Source organism: Streptomyces sp. NPDC001415, assembly GCF_053597395.1.
The window spans coordinates 23,419-39,273 of record NZ_JBSFIE010000024.1 but is presented as its reverse complement, the minus strand read 5'-3'; the positions used below and the strand labels follow the sequence as shown (position 1 = coordinate 39,273).

At 71.2% G+C, this 15,855-nt stretch carries 13 protein-coding genes; 6 read left to right on the top strand and 7 right to left on the bottom strand.

The window, feature by feature from the left end:
* Positions 1-313: 313 nt before the first annotated feature.
* Both sbnA and sbnB read right to left on the bottom strand, forming a co-directional pair.
* Positions 314-1,291, bottom strand: coding sequence for a 2,3-diaminopropionate biosynthesis protein SbnA (gene sbnA, locus ACWC2B_RS26920; protein WP_450720904.1), 978 nt, complete (start codon positions 1,289-1,291; stop codon positions 314-316).
* 15 nt (positions 1,292-1,306) lie between these two features.
* Positions 1,307-2,368, bottom strand: coding sequence for a 2,3-diaminopropionate biosynthesis protein SbnB (sbnB, locus tag ACWC2B_RS26915; RefSeq protein WP_450720902.1), 1,062 nt, complete (start codon positions 2,366-2,368; stop codon positions 1,307-1,309).
* A gap of 300 nt (positions 2,369-2,668) precedes the next feature.
* Between sbnB and ACWC2B_RS26910 the strand changes: the two genes are divergently transcribed.
* The 3 genes from ACWC2B_RS26910 to ACWC2B_RS26900 are packed head-to-tail and all read left to right on the top strand — an operon-like array spanning position 2,669 to position 6,055.
* Complete coding sequence (locus tag ACWC2B_RS26910; RefSeq protein ID WP_450720900.1) at positions 2,669-4,219, top strand: tryptophan halogenase family protein; 1,551 nt, start codon at positions 2,669-2,671, stop codon at positions 4,217-4,219.
* Between the two features lie 22 nt (positions 4,220-4,241).
* Positions 4,242-5,534, top strand: a complete 1,293-nt coding sequence (locus ACWC2B_RS26905) for a cation:proton antiporter (RefSeq protein ID WP_450720898.1) — start codon at positions 4,242-4,244, stop codon at positions 5,532-5,534.
* Positions 5,531-6,055: a flavin reductase family protein gene (locus ACWC2B_RS26900; RefSeq protein ID WP_450720896.1), complete on the top strand. Its 525-nt coding sequence runs from the start codon at positions 5,531-5,533 to the stop codon at positions 6,053-6,055. The genes ACWC2B_RS26905 and ACWC2B_RS26900 overlap by 4 nt, the downstream gene beginning before the upstream one ends.
* A gap of 112 nt (positions 6,056-6,167) precedes the next feature.
* Here ACWC2B_RS26900 and ACWC2B_RS26895 read toward each other — a convergent pair whose 3' ends face one another.
* The 3 genes from ACWC2B_RS26895 to ACWC2B_RS26885 all read right to left on the bottom strand — a co-directional run bounded on the left by ACWC2B_RS26895 (position 6,168) and on the right by ACWC2B_RS26885 (position 9,278).
* On the bottom strand, positions 6,168-7,178 hold the full coding sequence (locus tag ACWC2B_RS26895; protein WP_450720894.1) for an ArsR/SmtB family transcription factor: 1,011 nt from the start codon (positions 7,176-7,178) through the stop codon (positions 6,168-6,170).
* Positions 7,179-7,413: 235 nt separating this feature from the next.
* Positions 7,414-8,025 carry a response regulator transcription factor gene (locus ACWC2B_RS26890; protein ID WP_450720892.1) on the bottom strand — a complete coding sequence of 204 codons (612 nt, stop codon included), beginning with the start codon at positions 8,023-8,025 and terminating at the stop codon, positions 7,414-7,416.
* On the bottom strand, positions 8,022-9,278 hold the full coding sequence (locus ACWC2B_RS26885) for a sensor histidine kinase (RefSeq protein WP_450720890.1): 1,257 nt from the start codon (positions 9,276-9,278) through the stop codon (positions 8,022-8,024). Before ACWC2B_RS26885 ends, ACWC2B_RS26890 begins: the two co-directional genes overlap by 4 nt.
* Positions 9,279-9,734: 456 nt before the next feature.
* On the opposite strand from ACWC2B_RS26885, the gene ACWC2B_RS26880 reads away from it, so the two are divergent.
* The 3 genes from ACWC2B_RS26880 to ACWC2B_RS26870 all read left to right on the top strand — a co-directional run bounded on the left by ACWC2B_RS26880 (position 9,735) and on the right by ACWC2B_RS26870 (position 12,777).
* Positions 9,735-10,673, top strand: coding sequence for an ArsR/SmtB family transcription factor (locus ACWC2B_RS26880; RefSeq protein ID WP_450720888.1), 939 nt, complete (start codon positions 9,735-9,737; stop codon positions 10,671-10,673).
* Between the two features lie 186 nt (positions 10,674-10,859).
* The gene (locus ACWC2B_RS26875; protein ID WP_450720886.1) at positions 10,860-11,654 is read left to right on the top strand and encodes an AfsR/SARP family transcriptional regulator; all 795 of its coding nucleotides are present in this window, start codon (positions 10,860-10,862) and stop codon (positions 11,652-11,654) included.
* Between the two features lie 154 nt (positions 11,655-11,808).
* Entirely contained in the window at positions 11,809-12,777 is a 969-nt protein-coding gene (locus tag ACWC2B_RS26870) for a LysR substrate-binding domain-containing protein (protein ID WP_450720884.1), read from the top strand.
* Between the two features lie 32 nt (positions 12,778-12,809).
* On the opposite strand, the gene ACWC2B_RS26865 is transcribed toward ACWC2B_RS26870, so the two are convergent.
* Positions 12,810-14,729, bottom strand: coding sequence for an ABC transporter permease (locus tag ACWC2B_RS26865; RefSeq protein ID WP_450720882.1), 1,920 nt, complete (start codon positions 14,727-14,729; stop codon positions 12,810-12,812).
* Positions 14,729-15,586, bottom strand: coding sequence for an ABC transporter ATP-binding protein (locus ACWC2B_RS26860; protein WP_450720880.1), 858 nt, complete (start codon positions 15,584-15,586; stop codon positions 14,729-14,731). Before ACWC2B_RS26860 ends, ACWC2B_RS26865 begins: the two co-directional genes overlap by 1 nt.
* Positions 15,587-15,855: the final 269 nt, after the last annotated feature.

The following is a 15,855-nucleotide window of genomic DNA, read 5'->3' as shown; positions in this document are numbered from 1 at the left end:
GAGGGGGAAGCCTGGGGGAGGGGGAAACGGGAGACGCCGGACCGGCGGGGGATGTCCGGTCCGGCGTCCGTATGTGGGACCCGGTGGCTGAGCGGTGGCTGTGTGCCGTCGGGTGGTAGGGCGGCGGTGCATCCGCCGCCGGGGTCGGTACCGCGTCTGGGGACCGTCGGCCCCGATCCCGGAGGCGGCCGGAATCGGGTGTCCGGTGGACGCGCAACGGCCCCGCCCCCTGCGGGGCAGGTGGGCATGGGCCGCCAACACCATCTGGGTGTATGGAATTTGACAGTGCGTCACGGTTGTTCCGGACCGTGCGTCAGGGCGCCCGGATCGAGTCGTAGTCCAGCGCGTGGGCCCCGTACAGGTCGCTCACCCAGTTGCTCTGGTAGATCGAATCGAGGTAGCGCTCGCCGAGGTCCGGGGAGATCGCCACCGCCGTGCCCGGCCCGCCGTCGCGGTGTTCGGCCAGCCAGGCGACCGCGCCCGAGATGACCGTGCCGGTGGAACCGCCGAACAGGAAACCGCCGGCGGCCAGTTGGTGGGCGATCCGGATCGTGTCGATCTCCGGTACGTGCACCACGTCGTCCACGAACGACGTGTCGAGCAGCTGTGGCCGTACGCCGGAGCCCAGGCCCGGGATCATCCGGGGCGCCGGTGGTCCGCCGAAGGTGACCGAGCCGACGGAGTCGACCGCTACCACGGTGACCGGACGGCCCGAGTCCTTGAAGTACCGGGCGCAGCCCATCAGCGTCCCGGTGGTGCCCGCGCCGACGAACAGGACGTCGAGATCCGGGAAGCGCTCGGCGATGGCCGGGGCCGTACTGCGGTAGTGCGCCTGCCAGTTGCACGGGTTGGCGTACTGGTTGAGCCACAGATGTCGGCTGTCCGACGCGCACAGCTTGCGTACGAAATCGAGCCTGGCGCCGAGGAAGCCGCCCTCGGGGTCGGGCTCGGTGATGGTGTGCACTCGGGCGCCCATCGCTTCCATCAACCGTCTGGTGTTCAGGTTGCAGCGGGTGTCCGTGACGCACAGGAACTGGTAGCTCCTGCTCGCCGCGATCATGCTCAGGGCGACGCCGAGGTTGCCCGACGAGGACTCGACGATGATCGAGTCCTGGGTGAGGCGTCCCTTGCGCTCGGCGTCGGCGATCATCGCCCGCGCCGCCTTCAGCTTGATCGACCCGGCGAAGTTGAAGCCTTCGCACTTCAGGTACAGCGGAGCGGCCAGGACGGACCGCAGGTCCACATAGAGATCCTCCGTGTGGAAGTCCTCCGGGACGGAGATCACCGGCACTTGGGCCCCCTCGCCTCAGGAACGGCCGCTGGTCGCGCCTGCGCGCCCATACCGGTCCACCTCGTGGAAGAAGCCGTCGATGACGTCGAGTTCGCCACGGCCGAGCACCTCGTCGTACACGAACTTGCCGACCGCGAGGTCGAGGACGCCGAGGCCGAACGGCGAGAACACCACCGGGCGGTCGGTGGGGATCTCCACCTTCCCGGCCATCACCTCGGCCAGCGTCCCGTCGATGAACTCCCTTGAACCGGTGAGCTGTTCGGTCAGATGGGGCGAGGTGTCGGCCTTGAGGCAGTGCTCGACGTCGTCGACCACGTTCGCCGAGGCCAGCAGGATCTCGGGGGCCAGGTCGCGCAGCGAGACGTTCAGGACCACCGGGTTGTGCGCGAACCAGGCGGGCTCGTGCACGTGCGGGGCCGCCGCGACGGTCGCGAAGACCACCAGGTCCGAGGAGCGGATCAGTTCCTCGGCGCTGCCGTGCACGGTGATCCGGCCGCTCTCGCCCGCACCTTCCAGGTAGGAGCTGAACCCGCCCGCGTACTCGGCGTTCAGGTCGTGCACGCCCACCTCGTCGAAGGTCCAGCCGGCCCCCGCGAGGTAGGTGTGGATGTGCCGGGCGATGAACCCCGTACCGATGAAGCCGACCCTGCGCGGGCGGTCGCGTCCGCGCGAGAGCCAGTCGGCGCCGAGCGCCGCGGAGGCCGCCGTGCGCGCGGCGCTGATGATCGAGCTCTCCAGGCACGCCAGCGGATAGCCCGTGTCGTGGTCGTTGAGGATCAGCACCGCGGAGGCACGGGGGATTCCCGCGGCCACGTTCTCCGGGAAACTGGAGATCCACTTCAGCCCGTCGACCCGGGTCCGACCGCCGATGGAGGCGGGCAGCGCGATGATCCGGGCGGTGGGGCGGTCCGGAAAGCGCAGGAAATACGACGGTGGGTTGACCGTGTCGCCCTCGCCGTGCACTCGGTATGCGGCCTCCACCAGATCAATGGTGTGCTGCTCATGGCCGGTCAGAATGCGGTGGACCTGCGATCCAGGGATCACGGCGAACGGCGGAACAAGTTCTTCCTTTGTCATCCAAATCTCCATTGCAGCGGACGGGCGGAGCGATTCCCACCCGGTAACCCCGCCCTTCATGCTCCTTGGCGGCGCTGACAGTGGGCTGACGCCCCCGTGGAAGCCCACAGAACCGGCCGAAACGGGCGCCAACTGTCCGGCCGGTCAGCCCCACCTGGGCTTTTCGGCCATCGCTTAAGGATCTGTGCGCCGATTTGACCGCCGCCTAGTGTCATTTCTCGGTGGCGCCACCCAACAAGTTTCAGACAATGGGCCGGAGCCGCTGGCGAAACTCGTGGAGCTACCGAACAGGAGTCACCAGTGCTCAACAAAGTCGTGATCGTGGGTGGCGGAACAGCCGGTTGGATGACGGCCTCGTACCTCAAGGCCGCGTTCGGGGACCGAATAAACGTGACCCTCGTGGAGTCCGGGACCGTCGGCGCGGTCGGCGTCGGCGAGGCCACCTTCAGCGACATCCGGCACTTCTTCGAGTTCCTCGGACTCAAGGAGAAGGACTGGATGCCGGCCTGCAACGCCACGTACAAGCTCGCCGTGCGGTTCGAGAACTGGCGGGAGAAGGGCCACTACTTCTACCACCCCTTCGAGCAGATGCGGTCGGTCAACGGCTTCCCGCTGACCGACTGGTGGCTCCAGCAGGGCCCGACGGACCGGTTCGACAAGGACTGCTTCGTCATGGCCTCGGTAATCGACGCCGGCCTCAGCCCGCGCCGCCTCGACGGCACCCTCATCGACCAGCCCTTCGACGAGGGCGCGGACGAGATGCAGGGCCTGACGATGTCCGAGCACCAGGGGAAGACCCAGTTCCCCTACGCCTACCAGTTCGAGGCCGCGCTGCTCGCCAAGTACCTCACGAAGTACTCGGTGGAACGTGGCGTCAAGCACGTCGTCGACGACGTGAAGCAGGTCAACCTCGACGACCGCGGCTGGATCAGCGGCGTCACCACCGCCGAGCACGGCGACATCAGCGGCGACCTGTACATCGACTGCACCGGATTCCGCGCGCTGCTCATCAACAAGGCGCTGGACGAGCCGTTCATCTCCTACGCGGACACGCTGCCCAACGACAGCGCGGTCGCCCTCCAGGTCCCGATGGACATGGAGAAGCGCGGCATCATGCCCTGCACCACCGCCACCGCCCAGGACGCCGGCTGGATCTGGACGATTCCGCTGATGGGCCGCGTCGGCACCGGCTACGTCTACGCCAAGGACTACCTCTCGCCCGAGGACGCCGAGCGCACCCTGCGCGAGTTCGTCGGGCCCGCGGCGGCCGACGTCAACGCGAACCACATCAAGATGCGGATCGGCCGCAGCCGCAATTCATGGGTCAACAACTGTGTGGCCGTGGGGCTTTCCAGTGGATTCGTCGAGCCGCTCGAATCCACCGGAATCTTCTTCATCCACCACGCCATCGAGCAGATCGCGAAGAACTTCCCGAACGAGGACTGGAACCCCAACCAGCGCGTTCTCTACAACCGTTCCATCGCCCATGTCATGGACGGAATCCGGGAATTCCTGGTCCTGCACTACGTCGCGGCCAAGCGGCAGGACACCCAGTACTGGCGCGACACCAAGACCCGGGCCATTCCCGACTCGCTCGCCGAGCGCCTGGAGATGTGGAAGACCCAGGTTCCCGACTCCGAGAGCATCTTCCCCTATTACCACGGGCTGCCCGCCTACTCGTACATGTGCGTTCTGCTCGGCATGGGCGGAATCGAGATGAAGCCGTCGCCCGCGCTCGCACTGTCCGACCCGGCGGCCGCGGAGCGGGAGTTCGCCGCCATCCGCGAGAAGACGCGGCGCCTGACCGAAACGCTGCCCAAGGCGTACGAATACTTCGCCCAGCACCACTGAGCGGGCGACGGGGGACCGCGAAATGGAAACGCTGAGGCTCCTCGGCGACGCGCCGCGCATCGCCCACGTCCTCGTGGCGCTCGCCGCCATCCTGCTCATCGCCCTGGCGGGCCGGGCCCTCGCCAGGACGCTGCGCCAGCCCGAGGTGATCGGGGAGATCGTGGTGGGGCTGCTCTCAGGGCCCGCCGTGATCGTCCTGTTCGGGCGGGGCACCCTGAACACCCTTCTGCCGGGCCCCGTGTTCGACGTGGTCAAGCTGGTCTCCCAGGCCGGTCTGGTCCTGTTCCTGGTCGGCCTCGCCCACAAGCTGGGGGCCGACGCCGGCGGGCCCCCGCGCCGCGGCACGCTGTGGGTCGCGGCCGGCGCGCTGATACCGCCGCTGCTGACCGGCCTGCTCCTGGCCGGTCTGGTGCTGCTCACCGACGACCACGCGGCCCGCGGCAGCGCCCCGTTGCCCGCCTTCGTCCTGATGGTCGCGGTGTCGATGTCGATCACAGCCGTGCCCGTCATGGCCCGGATCCTGGCGGACCGCGGAATGACGCGATCGGCCGCCGGGCAGACCGCGTTGGCTGCCGCCATCGTCATCGACGCGGTCGGCTGGCTGCTGCTCACCCTCGCCATCAGCCTCGGCAAGGGCAGCTCGGACGGACTGCTGCACGCGGGCCGCGCACTCGTCTTCGGGGTGCTGTGCGCGCTCGCCGTACGGTACGGACTGCGTACCCGAGGGGCCCGTATCGTACGGGTACGGCTGCCGCGCACCTCGGCGGTGGCCCTCGGCGCGGTGGCCCTCGTGGTCGCGATCGCCATGGAACACCTCGGCATGACGGCGATCCTCGGCGCGGCCCTGGTCGGCTTCGCGATCCCCGGGGGTGAACGCCGGCCCTGGGAACGCACGGTGGCCACCGTCTCGCGGGCGGGCGCCGTGCTGGCCCCCGCCTTCTTCGTGGTCACCGGGATCACCGTGCTGACCGGTTCGTACGCCGACACCTCCTGGCAGCTGATCGCCGCGGCCGTCGTGCTCGGCTGCGTCGGCAAGGGGCTCGGCGGCTATCTCGGAGCCCGCCAGGGCGGCCGCACACCACAGACGGCACGCAAGGTCGCCGCCCTGATGAACACCCGCGGCCTGACCGAACTCATCGCCCTGCAGGCCGGGCTGAGCTCGGGGATCCTGACCGGACCCCTGGTGCTTGCCCTGATCGTCATGGCACTCACGACGACGGCCATGACGGGGCCGCTCCTCAACCTCCTCGACCGGAGCGAGCGCCGTCTCACCACCGGGCCGCTCGCCCTAGCGACAGAAAGCAGTGTCCGATGACCGAACGCGCCATGAACGTAGAAGAGGTGGCCGACCCGGCGACGCCCGACCGCTTCCGCGCGATGATGAGCGGTTTCCCCACCGGCGTCGCCGTGGTCACCACCACCGGGCATGACGGGGCGCCGCGGGGCATGACCTGCTCGTCCGTGTGCAGCGTCACGCTCAAGCCGCCGACCCTCCTGGTCTGTCTGCGCGACGGCAGCCCCACTCTCGAAGCGATCCTGGAACGCGGCACCTTCGCGGTGAACCTGCTGCACGAAGAGGCCCAGGAGACGGCCGAGCTGTTCGCCTCCGGCAACCCGGAGCGGTTCCACATGGTGCAGTGGGAGCAGGAGGCCGACGCCGGCGGACCGCACCTGGTGCGGGACGCGCACACCGTGGCCGACTGCGATGTGACCGCCCTTCACCGCACCGGCGACCACTGCACCGTCTTCGGCGCGGCCCGTCTGATCACCCAACGGCACGGCCTGCCCCCGCTGTTGTACGGGCTGCGCCAGTTCCGCCCCTGGTCCCGGCTCTGACCCGCGGATCCGACCGTACGGCGCCAAAAGGTCCGGCCCCCCGAGCGGGAGGCCGGACCTTCCTGTGATCGCGCGCGTAATCGTCCTCGTGGGACCAGCAGTTGACGGGCCGTCAGGATGCGTGCTGGGCGACCTGCTGGGGGATGGCGTCCAGGGCGTGGCGCCACAGTTGCGCGGGCGTGGCCCGCTCGGGCACCCGGTCGCGGGCGGAACGGGTGGGCAGGCCGTCGAGCAGGGCGAGGCCGAGGGGGGTCACCGTGTGCAGCACCGTGTTGCGGATGCGGCGGGTGGTGATCAGGCCGGTCTGGCGCAGCACGGCGGTGTGCTGGCTGGCACCGGCCGCCGAGATGCCGAGCCGGTGCGCGAGCTGGCTGGTGGTGCAGGTGGCGCGCAGCACCCGCAGGGCGGCGGCCCGGGTCTGGCCGACGAGAGCGCCGAGCGACTGGGCGCTGTCGTCGGGCTCGTCCCACAGGCCGGCGGACCGCTGGACGTCCGGCGGCGCGGCGAACGCCAGCACCAGTTCGCCGCCCTCGCTCCGGCGGCCCGTGAGCTGGGCGGGCCGGTGGTGCAGGAACACCGAGGGGGTGAGCGTGAGGCCGCGCCGGTCGAGGTGGATGTCCTCGTCCGGGCCGCCGGGGATCTCCAGGACCTGCGAGCGCCAGGTGATCCGCGGGTGGAGGGTGGCGAGCAGCAGCCCTACGCCGCCCGCCATCACCACCCGGCCGCGCGCCTCGCACTCGGCCTCCAGATACGCCTCCAGGTGGTCCCAGTAGGGGGCGATGGCCGCTTGCCACACCTCCGAGAGTCCGGCCGCCTCGCGGTAGGCCGACAACTGGGCGGCCAGGGCGTCCTGTTGGACCAGGTCGCCGGTGATGCCCTCGGTGCCGTTGTGCTCGATCAGGCGCAGCAGCGCCTCGGGGTCGCTCACCTGGCTGACCCCGCCCGACCGTAACCTCGGCCAGGCGGGCAGCCGGGTGGCGACCTGTTTGCGCCAGCGCGCGTACGCCGGTGTGACGCCCCGGGCGAGCAGCCCGTACGCGAAGGCCGTCTCGATCAGGGGCCCGGCGGTGGTCGTCAGCCGGGTCTTGGCTATATCGGCAGCGGTGAAGTGGATGCGTTGCATAACTGCCCCCGTTGGTAAGCGCGTTCGCGAAAGGAACGGTCGGGCCGACAGCCGCTGGACGTCAGGGGGACGTCGTCGCCGGGCGGGGCCGGCCCCCAACGGGCCGGCTCCGGCGTCCGAGTCGTGACACATGCGGGTCGTACGGCCCGTGCCCTCATGCTTGTCGTGGACGCTGACGCGGAGCTGACAGCGCGGTGGCCGTCGCCCGGTGACGGGCCGGCGGGCGGCCAGCGGGTCACACGAGCCAGTCGGCGTCCCGGGCGATCTTGATGGCGTCCACCCGGTTGCGCGCCTTGAGCTTGGTGACCACGGTCGTCAGATAGTTGCGGACGGTACCGAGGGAGAGTCCGAGGCGGCGGGCCACCTCGGTCGGCTTGAGGCCCTCGGCGGTCAGCTGGAGCACCTCGGTCTCCCGCGCGGTCAGTGGGCTCTCGGTGCTGTTCCAGACGGAGAGCGCCAGCTGGGAGTCGATGACGCGCCGGCCCGCAGCCACATCGCGCACCGCGGCGGCCAGCTCCTGCGGGGGCGCGTCCTTGAGCAGATAGCCGGACACCTGGGCGGTCAGGGCCCGGCGCAGGGTGCCGGGACGGCCGAGGCTGGTGAGGATCAGGACCGCACACTCGGGAAGCCGCTCGCGCAGCCGTGCCGCCGCCGTGAGCCCGTCGGTGCCGGGCAGCCCGACGTCGATGACGGCGACGTCCGGCCGGTGTTCGAGGGCGGCCGCCACGATCCGGTCGCCGTGCTCCAGTTCGCAGACCACCTGGAAGTCGTCCTCCAGGTCGAGCAGCGCCACCAGCGCGCCCCGCACCATGTTCATGTCCTCGGCCAGCAGGATGCGGATCGTCACGACGGCAGTTCCTCTCTCGGGCCTCTCCGGTGTTCGGACGGTCGTGGCGGCGCCTCGCTCGGCGGGTGGGCGGGCGTGGGCGATGCGGCGAGGGCCCGGGCCGTCAGGCGGAAGGTGGGGCCCGGGCCGTTGACGGTGGTGAGCCGGCCGCCGAGCGGCCCGAGCCGGTCCCGCAGGTTGTCGAGACCGCTTCCGCCGTCCGGCGAGAAGTCGCGGTAGGAGGAGTGGACACCGTCGTTCTCCACGGAGAGCCGCACCCACCCCGCCTCCTCGGCCGCCTCGATCGTGCAGGTGTCGGCCCGCGAGTGCCGCAGCACATTGGTGACGGCCTCGCGCAGCACGGCCGCCAGCACGGCGTCCACCGCGGGATCGGTCACGCCGAGCCGCTGGTCGATCCGTACGCGGATGCCGGCCGCCCGCAACAGGGAGTCCGCCGCGCCCAGTTCCTGCTCCAGGGACATGCGGCGCATGCCGTGCGAGACGGCACGCATGTCGGCGAGCGACTGCCGGGCGATGGCGAGCACCTCCCCGACCTCGTCCAGCGCGCGCCGTGGCCGTGTCGGGATGAGCCGGTGGACCAGCTCGCTCTTGATCGTGATCGCCGAGAGGCTGTAGCCGAGCAGGTCGTGCAGGTCACGAGCGAAGCGCAGCCGCTCCTGGGTGACGGCGAGACCCGCGAGTCGGCCCCGGGTGCGGTGCAGCACCAGGATGAGCTCCGTCATGCGGGACAGGCCGTACACGACGAGCCCGGTGAGCAGCGTCGACTGGCCGAGGGACACCGTCTCGCGCACGGCGAGCCCGTCGAGGGCCGGCGGGATCAGCACCGAGAGTCCGACGGCGCCGTAGGCCGGCCACGCCCAGCGGGCGGGCAGGAGCAGCAGCAGCGAGCCGGCCAGGAACCCGGCCATGCCGGCCCAGCGGTGCTGGAACGACACGATCGGCACATAGGTGAGCAGGGCCTGCGCGGTCAGGGTGACGGCCCGCTGCCACGGGGGCGCGCGGCGGGCCCGGGGGCTCGAATGCCTCAGCTGGATGAGGAAGACCAGGCCCAGACAGCCCAGCGAGACGGCCAGCCGCGGCGGATCCGGCTGCGCGCCCTGGAGGTTGGTCACCATGACGCTCAGCTGGCCGAGCAGCACGACCGTGAGGATGAGCCGCGCGAGCCGGGGTGCGGGCAGATAACGCGTGTCGAGTGCGGCGGCCTCGGCGCCCGGCGCCTCCTGAAGCGGTTCCCTCTCCTCGTGACGTGGCATCTCCTCTGCCCGCTCAATCCCTTTCGATCTCGCCCGGTGCGCCACCGTAACCACTGCGTCGTCGACCGGAGTTTAAGCGCTTGCCCCGAACTGTGCGGTGCCACAAGGGAATTGGGTGTGCAGTGGTATGGCCGAGCCGCCGTCGACGGGCAGCTCGCGGTGCTGGTCCGGGGTATGAGTTCTTCACAGTCGCGCCGTGAGAAGCAGAGATCGCAAACGGCCCGGAACGCGCTTACTCTGACCAGAGCGGTCCGGGCGCGGCGCGAGCCCACCGGGCGGCCGAGGCCGGTCAGCCTTGCGTCAGCGGATGGCCGGAACCTGAGGTTTTCGGTGCGCGCGAGCAGGGCGGACGGCCGGACACGCCCCGTCCGGGCGCGACCACGGCCGGACACACCGGCGTTGGCCGGTTCCGAACCGGCCGGTCCAGCACGTCACGCGACAGACGGGGGCGACGCTGTGCAACGCATCCACTTCTCCGCGGCCGACCTGGCCGGCACCCGCCTCACGGCCGGCGCGGGTCCGCTGGTCGAGACGGCGTTCGCGGCCGGCCTGCTCGGCCGCGGCGTCCAGGCGCCCTATCTGAGCTGGCAGCGACAGCTGGCCAAACGGCTGCCGCTGCCACCGGTGAGTTCCCGCGGCGGGCGCGGCGCCGAGGCGAACGACCGGGCCGGTTACGCGCTGCGCTTCGGCGGGGCGCCCGACCTACCGCAACTGCCCTTCACCGCACGCCAGTTGCGCTGGCCGCCGGGTATCGACCTGTTCGATGTGTGGCGCGCCGCCGTCGCGCCGTACTGGGACAACATGCAGGCCTATCTGGAGGCCGAGTGCGAGGCGCGGGTGCGCACCGTGATGGCCGGCGGGGTCGAGCAGCTCATGGCCACCCTGCACCCCCGGATCACCTGGACCTCGCCTGTCCTGGAGATCCCCGACGGCCCCGACGAGGACGTGGTGCTCGGCGGTACGGGCCTGGTGGTCGCGCCCTCGGTGTTCCTCAACCACCGCCCGGCCCAGCTCATCCACTCGCCCGACGGCGGAGACCGGCGCACCCTGGTGGTGGCCGCGCCCCCGCAGCCGCACGAGGCCGCCGCGCTGTGGGCGGTACCCGAGGACACCGCCGAGGCGCTCGGGGCGCTGGTCGGCCAGACCCGGGCGGCCGCCCTGCGGGTGCTGCGCGGCGCCTGCACCACCTCGGAACTCGCGGACCGGCTCGGGATCTCGGCCGCGGGCGCGAGCCAGCACACCGCGGTGCTGCGCCGCACCGGCCTCATCACCAGCCGGCGCATCCGCAACTCGATGCTGCACACGCTCACCCCGCTCGGCCTCGCACTGCTGGAGGGGAGACCCGCGTTCGTGCCCGTGCGGGAGACGCGTACGAGGTCATTGAGTGTCCGGTGAACAATACGGACGAGCCCCGGGGCCGATCGCGCGGTAAACGCGGGACCGGGCCGCGGCGGCGACGGTCGAGGATCGAAGCCAAGCCATACTGATGGCGCTTCCTTTCCCACCGAGATGGTATTTCCCCCGGCGGAATCCTCCTGGGCATCATGTGCCGAGTCCGCGAGATGACATGGGGGTCCTGCTATGGAAATCAACGTTCTTGGTCCGCTTTACCTCGCGCACGGAAGCAAGCGGTACACGATGGCCTCGAAGCGGGCCGGGGTGGTGCTCACCATGCTTGCCCTCTCTCCGGGCATACCGGTCAGTTCCGACCGAATGGTCGACGAGCTGTGGGGTGAGCAGCCGATGGCCAACGCGCGCAACGCACTTCAAGCCAATGTGAGAAGGCTGCGCAAAATGTTGCAGTCGGTGACCGGCACCACCGACCCGCTGCGCACCGTCAGCAGCGGATATCTGCTCGACGTGCCGGTGGCGAGCGTGGACGCGCACCGTTTCCTCGAACTCGCCGACAACGGCGCCGCTCTGGTCGACAGCGACCCGCACCGGGCCATCGTCACGCTGGAGTCGGCGCTCGGGCTGTGGCGTGGGCCCGCGCTGCTCGACGCCCGCGACGGCATGCGCTGCCGGGTCCAGGCCGATCACCTCGAAGAGCGCCGCATCACCGCCTACGAGGACCTGACGGCGGCCAAGCTCTCGGTGGACGCGGCCCGGGTGCCGGTCTCGGAACTGCGGCAACTCGCCGTCGAGCACAGCGGGCGCGAGCGGCTGAGTGAACTGCTCATGCTCGCGCTCTACCGGGACGGCCGGCAGGCCGAGGCCCTGGAGATCTTCCACGGCGCGCGCCGCCGTCTCGCGGTGGATCTGGGGCTCGAACCCGGACGCGCGCTGCACCGGGCCTATGAGGCGATTCTCCGCCAGGACGAAACGCTCGGCGAGCCGCGCTGTGTGCTCGCGCATGCCCTTCCCGCGGCCGGCTGACCGATTTCGACTGCATTCCCCCGATGCCGTCCGGCGGCCCCCGTTCTCGCCGGGCATTGATGTGGACTGAACCTGTGCGTCCTGTTAGCGTGCGACGGGTCCGGGCCTTCTGCCGGATGGACGTCCGCGGGTATCGGTCGCGAACGGGGGATAAGTGAACGTCGAGTTACGTCATGCCAGGATCGTGATGGCCATCGACTGTGCCGGAAGCATATCCAAGGCAGCGGTGGAATTGAACCTTCCGCAATCGAGCCTCACCGCACAATTGCACCGTATTGAAAGAGCCGTGGGCGGCGAACTATTCGTGCGGAGCCGCTCGGGTGTAATCCCGACCTCGCGCGGGGAGCGGCTGCTGCCGCTGCTCGCCGACCTCGTGCACCGGGCCGACCTGGTGATCGCCGAGGCCGGCGCGTACTCCTCCGAGGTGTTCCGCTTCGGCAACGCCGAGTGGACCCCGCCGTCGCTGCGCACGGTGCTCCAGGAGGCGCTGCCCGTCGGCGAGGTGCGCAGCGAGACCCTCGCGCCGGCCGCCGCCGTGGCCGCCGTACGGGGCGGGGCCCTGAACGCGGCCCTGGTGCCCAGCATGGCGCTGATAGCCCCGGCCGACGTGCTGGAGCCGGCCCTGGCCAAGACGGTCATCGTGCGCGAGCCGGTCTGGCTCGCCGTGCCGCGCGGCCACCCGTTCGCCGACCGGACCGGGGTGAGCGTCGCCGACCTCGCCGGTCTCACCTGGGTGCGGTATGCGCGTGACCACTGGTTCCACCCCATCGAGAAGCACCTCTTCGCCAAGTTCGACCACACCGACCCCGAGGTGCTCCACTACGTGGACAGCCACCACGAGGCGATGAACTGGGTGCGGGACGCGGGCGCGGTGGCCCTGACCACGCCGACCGGGGCGACCAAGGAGGTCGCGCTGGTGCCGGTGAGCGGCACGGCGAGCACCGAGATGCTGCTCGTGTGGCGCAGCGACTCGCTGGCCCGCAGCACCCTGCGCAGCCTGGTGGACACCGTACGGCGCTACTACTGCGAATACGCCCGCACGATGGGCCGCTACTGGGCATGGATCGCCCAACACCCGGAGTCCTTCGCCGAGTTGAGACCCTTCCTGCCGGGCACCGCCTGACGGGTGCCCGGCTCCGGGCGCGGCTGCTCCGCTCACGGCATGGCCAGCACCTCGGCGGGCCGGGAGCGCAGGGCCACGCGGGTGGGCAGCACGGTGGCCAGGAGGGTCAGCACCCCGACCCCGGCCACGATCGCCAGATAGACCACGACCCCGCCCCCCGGCAGCCACGAGCCGTCGAGGGCGTGGCTGAAGGGCACCAGGGTCGCCAGTGCCACGAACGATCCGAGCACGATGCCCATCACCGCGACCAGCAGCGCCTCGACCGTCACCATGCGCAGGACCTGCCCCGATGTGGCGCCGACCAGGCGTTGCAGCGCGAACTCCCGCCGTCGTTCGGACGCGGCCACCACCAGGGTGTTGACCAGGGAGATCACCGCGTATCCGATGATGGTCCCGGCCAGCAGGTAGTTGATCCACGCGCTGGTGGCCTCGCCGCCGCCGCTGAGCTGGAGGTAGATCAGCGCGGTGGCCAGACCCGTGGCGAGGACCACCGGGGTCACCGCGCCGGCCGTGCGGATCCTGCGGGCACGGGCGTTGTCCGACGCCAACTCCCCGGCCAGGCCCGGCAGAAGGCGCAGCGGAAGCCGCAGCACGGCCAGCAGTACCCGGGTCGGGCCGGGGGCGATCAGTGCCACGCCGCCGGTCCACAGCATGGCGGCGGGGCCCGCGGTGCTGGAGGCCACCGAGCCGTCCATCACCGTGGCGGTGACGAACGCCAGGGCCGTGGCGAGGCCGAAGCAGAGCAGCGCGCACACCAGGCGGGGCGCGCTCAGCCAGCGGGTGGGCAGCGCGGACTCGCTGAGGGCCGCCGTCGGCGGGGCGAGCGCCGCCCGGCGCGAGGCGATGAACGCGGCGGCGACGGCCGCGCAGAACGCCGTTCCCGCGGCGGTGCCCAGCGGGATCCAGCCGGCCCGGTAGACGATCTGGGAGTCCACCACACCGGCCTTCACCAGCTGATGGAGCATCAACTCGCCCGCGGCGCGCCCCGGTAGCAGCGCGAGCAGGGTCGCGATGACGCCGACGATCAGCGTCTCACCCACCACCATGCGCCGGATCTGGCCGGGCAGCGCGCCGATCGCCCTCAGCAGGGCCATCTCCCGCATCCGCTGCTGGATGAGGACGGCGAGGGTGGAGCCCACCACGAAGACCGCGACCATGGCGGCGATCCCGCCGAAGACGGCGGACATCGAGATCAGCGGGGACGCGCCGCCCTCGGAGTCGGGGAACTCCACGGTGCCCCGGTCCTCACCGGTCACCGCGGTGGCGTCGAGACCCCGCAGCACGGGCGCGAGCCTCGCCCGCAACTCGCCGTCGGACACGCCGGGCTGGGCCAGGACGGTGATGGCGTCGACCTTGCCGGGGGTGCCGCGCAGCTGCTGGGCCCGCGCGTCCGTGAAGTACAGGGCGGCGCCGGTGCCGGACGAGGTACCCACCACGCCGCTCACCCGTACGGAGACGGGCGTGCCGGACACCGTCAGGCGCAGCCGGTCGCCCGGCCGTACGCCGAGCCGGCCGGCGAGGCGGGCGTCCACGGCCGCCTCGCCGGCCGCGCGCGGCTCGGTGCCCTCGGCGAGCGGGGCGCCGGCGAGCACCGCGGAGGACCAGCCGTGCCCGGTGAGGCCGTCGTCGGCGCTCGCACCCCGGTCGGGGGCGAGAGCCGGGAACGACACGTCGCCCAGCGCCTGCCGGACGCCGGGCACGGCGGCGATCCTGGAGGTGAGCGAGACGTCGAGACGGTCGTAGGCGAGGACCAGATCACCGTCGGTGGACTGGCCGCGGGCGACCACGACGGGCGCTGCGGCGTAGCGCTGGGGCGGCACGTCGGCGCGTACGCCGGTTTCCATGAGGCCGCCGCACGCGGCGAGGATCAGGGCGCCGAAGAACAGCGCGACGAAGGAGGCGAGGAAACCTCCCTTGCGGAACCGGAGGGTCTGCAGGGTCTGACGGAACATCACAGGGCTCCCTTGAAGGAGGAGCGGGTTCCGGGCAGGTCGCCCCAGGCGCCGAGGTGGGTCATGCGCTCGGCGATCGTGTCGGCCGAAGCGCCGTACAGCTCGCCGACCACCAGGCCGTCGGCGAGGAAGACCACGCGGTCCGCGTGGGAGGCGGCCACGGGGTCGTGGGTGACGACGATCGCGGTCTGTCCGCCGTCGCGTACCGCCGCCCGCAGCAGGTGCAGCACTTCGAGCGCGGTACGGGTGTCCAGGGCGCCGGTGGGTTCGTCGCCGAAGATGACGGCCGGATCGGTGATCAGGGCGCGGGCGATGGCCACGCGTTGCTGCTGACCTCCGGACAGCTCGCCCGGCCGGTGCTTCAGCCGGTCGGCGAGGCCCACCCGCTCCAGCGCGTGGGCGACCGCGCCGGGTGCGGGCCTGCGGCCGGCGAGGCGCAGCGGCAGGGTCACGTTGTCCTCGACGGTGAGGGCGGGCAGGAGGTTGAAGGCCTGGAAGATGAAGCCGATGCGTTCGCGGCGGAGCTTGGTCAGGGCGCGCTCGCTCAGCCCCGACAGGTCGAGCCCGTCGAGGCTGACCGCGCCCGACGTCGGCCGGTCGAGCCCGGCGGCGCACTGGAGCAGGGTCGTCTTGCCGGAGCCGGAGGGGCCCATCACCGCGGTGAAGGTCCCGCGGCGAAAGCGAACGGAGACTCCGTCGAGGGCGGTGGTGCGGGCGCGTTCCGTGCCGTAGGTGCGGCGGACGTCGCTCAGCACGACGACATCGTCCGGGCTGTGAGGGCCGTCCGGGCCCTGCCGGCCGTGCGGGTCCGTGCCGGGACCCGTGCGGGCTCCTGTTCCGGATCCTGTGCGGTTCATCAGATCGACTCCCTGGTCGGGTGCGTACGGCCGGTCGTCGGGGCTGCGGACGCTGTTCCGCAGGGACGCCCGTGGGGCGGCAACTCGGCGTTTGGGTACGGGAGTTGAGGCACTCCCTGGGCCTGTCGTGCGGCGATCACCGTCGCGTGCTCGACCACACTGACGCGGTCCTTCATGAACAGGTTGAGGGGTGCGGGGAAGATTCCACTTTCGGGTGAGGCGGGCGCCCACGATGGCGGCGTTCCGCCGGGGGGACCAGGTGTTTCAGT

Excerpts from the sequence above, each read along its gene's own strand:
- ACWC2B_RS26900 (WP_450720896.1), top strand. The coding sequence starts at position 5,531 with ATGACCGAACGCGCCATGAACGTAGAAGAGGTGGCCGACCCGGCGACG.
- ACWC2B_RS26885 (WP_450720890.1), bottom strand. The coding sequence starts at position 9,278 with ATGCCACGTCACGAGGAGAGGGAACCGCTTCAGGAGGCGCCGGGCGCC.
- ACWC2B_RS26895 (WP_450720894.1), bottom strand. The coding sequence starts at position 7,178 with ATGCAACGCATCCACTTCACCGCTGCCGATATAGCCAAGACCCGGCTG.
- ACWC2B_RS26865 (WP_450720882.1), bottom strand. The coding sequence starts at position 14,729 with ATGTTCCGTCAGACCCTGCAGACCCTCCGGTTCCGCAAGGGAGGTTTC.
- ACWC2B_RS26860 (WP_450720880.1), bottom strand. The coding sequence starts at position 15,586 with ATGAACCGCACAGGATCCGGAACAGGAGCCCGCACGGGTCCCGGCACG.
- ACWC2B_RS26905 (WP_450720898.1), top strand. The coding sequence starts at position 4,242 with ATGGAAACGCTGAGGCTCCTCGGCGACGCGCCGCGCATCGCCCACGTC.
- sbnB (WP_450720902.1), bottom strand. The coding sequence starts at position 2,368 with ATGACAAAGGAAGAACTTGTTCCGCCGTTCGCCGTGATCCCTGGATCG.
- ACWC2B_RS26875 (WP_450720886.1), top strand. The coding sequence starts at position 10,860 with ATGGAAATCAACGTTCTTGGTCCGCTTTACCTCGCGCACGGAAGCAAG.